Annotated in this window: 2 protein-coding genes; one reads left to right on the top strand and one right to left on the bottom strand. The window is 64.6% G+C overall.

The annotated features are described in order from the left end of the window. The first annotated feature begins 299 nt into the window (after window positions 1-299). The gene (locus tag F0U47_RS20295; protein ID WP_149752315.1) at window positions 300-650 is read left to right on the top strand and encodes a hypothetical protein; all 351 of its coding nucleotides are present in this window, start codon (window positions 300-302) and stop codon (window positions 648-650) included. Window positions 651-1,300: 650 nt separating this feature from the next. On the opposite strand, the gene F0U47_RS20300 is transcribed toward F0U47_RS20295, so the two are convergent. Further along, the gene (locus F0U47_RS20300; protein WP_149752316.1) at window positions 1,301-1,534 is read right to left on the bottom strand and encodes a hypothetical protein; all 234 of its coding nucleotides are present in this window, start codon (window positions 1,532-1,534) and stop codon (window positions 1,301-1,303) included. Window positions 1,535-1,737 lie beyond the last annotated feature (203 nt).

Raw genomic sequence — 1,737 nt, forward strand, 5'->3', positions numbered from 1 at the left:
ATGCCGAGTAGAGGGCGCTGGAGTCAGGCTGTGAGGGACACTGACGAGGTGACTTCGGACCATCACGACGACGTTGAGCCGTCGCCGTGTCCTGCCTGTGGCGCGGCGGCTGACCAGAGCACCGACCCAAGCAACATGTCGCGGAGCGTCTGCTACTGCGGTCACCCTCGGTTCTATGACTACAAGCACGACGACGGCAGCTGTCCCTGTCTCGATTGAATCGCCCGCTATTGCCGCAGCGTGCGCCCTCATGCCGAGTTGAGAGCATGTTGCTGAGTCCGGCGCACTACCGTGACCGAATGCCGATCGTTGAGGTCACCCACGACCCTCACGTAGCAGAGGAGACGTTGCAGCGCCTCGCTCAGGCGCTTCCCCATGCGATCTCCCTCGCTGTCGAATGCCCCGAAGAGCCGTACGACGGCACCCTCCGCGCTGGGGATGTCGACATTCGATTCCGCTCTCGAAGCCCCTTTGATTCCGGCGGCCTCCAGATTGTGGTCGAGGTTCGCTCCAAGTGGTTCGCGAGCCGAGAGGAGACTCGTCAGCAGCGATGCGACGTACTGCGCGACGCATTGGCCGAAGCCTCCAACATCTCTGAGATTGGGGTCTACCTTTCGCTGCCGGTCGCGGCGTGGGCCCAGGGCGAGTAGACCTCACCGACGTTTCACGCGCCCGCAGCTGCCGCACGGCGTGATGCGCTTCTGCCGATCTGCGTGCATCTCGGCGGACCGTTTGGTCATGATGGGGCTCCAAAGCAACCAGAACGGCGAGGGATGTCTGTACGAACGACTCTGTGTGGACTGCTCGCATGCGCAGTCGGAGCAGGGTTCGCCATCATCTTGTTCTTAGCGGCGCGCTCGGAGGATGCGGGCTTCGGGCCGTACAACGAGAGTGGGCTCGAGAACTGGTTCATCCTGTTCTTGACCGGATGCGCTGTGTGGGTCGTCGCCATCGTGTGTGCATTGGTGTTCGCTGGCTTAGCGCCCCCGTGGCCGGTCGGGCGGCCCGCGACATGGCTGGCAGTCGCCGCTGGGCTGACCGCTGGACGAGCGGTGATGAACTGGCTTGCGACTGACGCACTCGCAGTGCATCCCTACTCCAACTCGATGGCGGGAGAGGTCGCCGCTGCCTACCGCCTCCTCGCGTTGATGTCGACGCTCGCTGCCATCGCAGCCGGGCTAGCCCTTTTCGGGCCCGGACTAACGAGCCTTGCCCGAGCAGTGCAGTCCCGCCGATCCGCCTGATACGCACCGCACGCTACTGCCGCACCGGTGCGCGGTCTTGCCGAGCAGCGGGCGGGCTACTGGCGCTTGCGTTGCACGAGATTGCCTAGGAGCACCAACAGCACGAAGACCGCAAGCGCACCACCGAGTGCGACCCCGATGCCCCACGTGTCCGCGTTCTCGCCCCATGGGAGATCAAGGAAGACCGCGCTCTGGCAAGTAGTGGGGCCGTCTTCACTCGACATGCAGACGGCAGGCCACAGAACGACCAGCGTCACGAACGCTGCCGCGCCAGGACCGAACAGCTTCACGCCCGCAGGCTACGACGCGCCTGAGCGATCTAGACGGGTAGTCATCGAATCGCAACCTCTGAGTGTTCGACCTGCCCTCTACTGCCGCCCTGCGTGCTCACGGCTGCTGCACGCTACTGCCGCACGGCGTGCGCGGAGCCGCACGCTACTGCCGCCCTGCGTGCTCGCGACTCGTGCATGAGGTCGAGTTCTTGCGGACACAA

This window comes from Nocardioides antri (genome assembly GCF_008373765.1).
GTDB classification, from domain to species: Bacteria; Actinomycetota; Actinomycetes; order Propionibacteriales; family Nocardioidaceae; genus Nocardioides; species Nocardioides antri.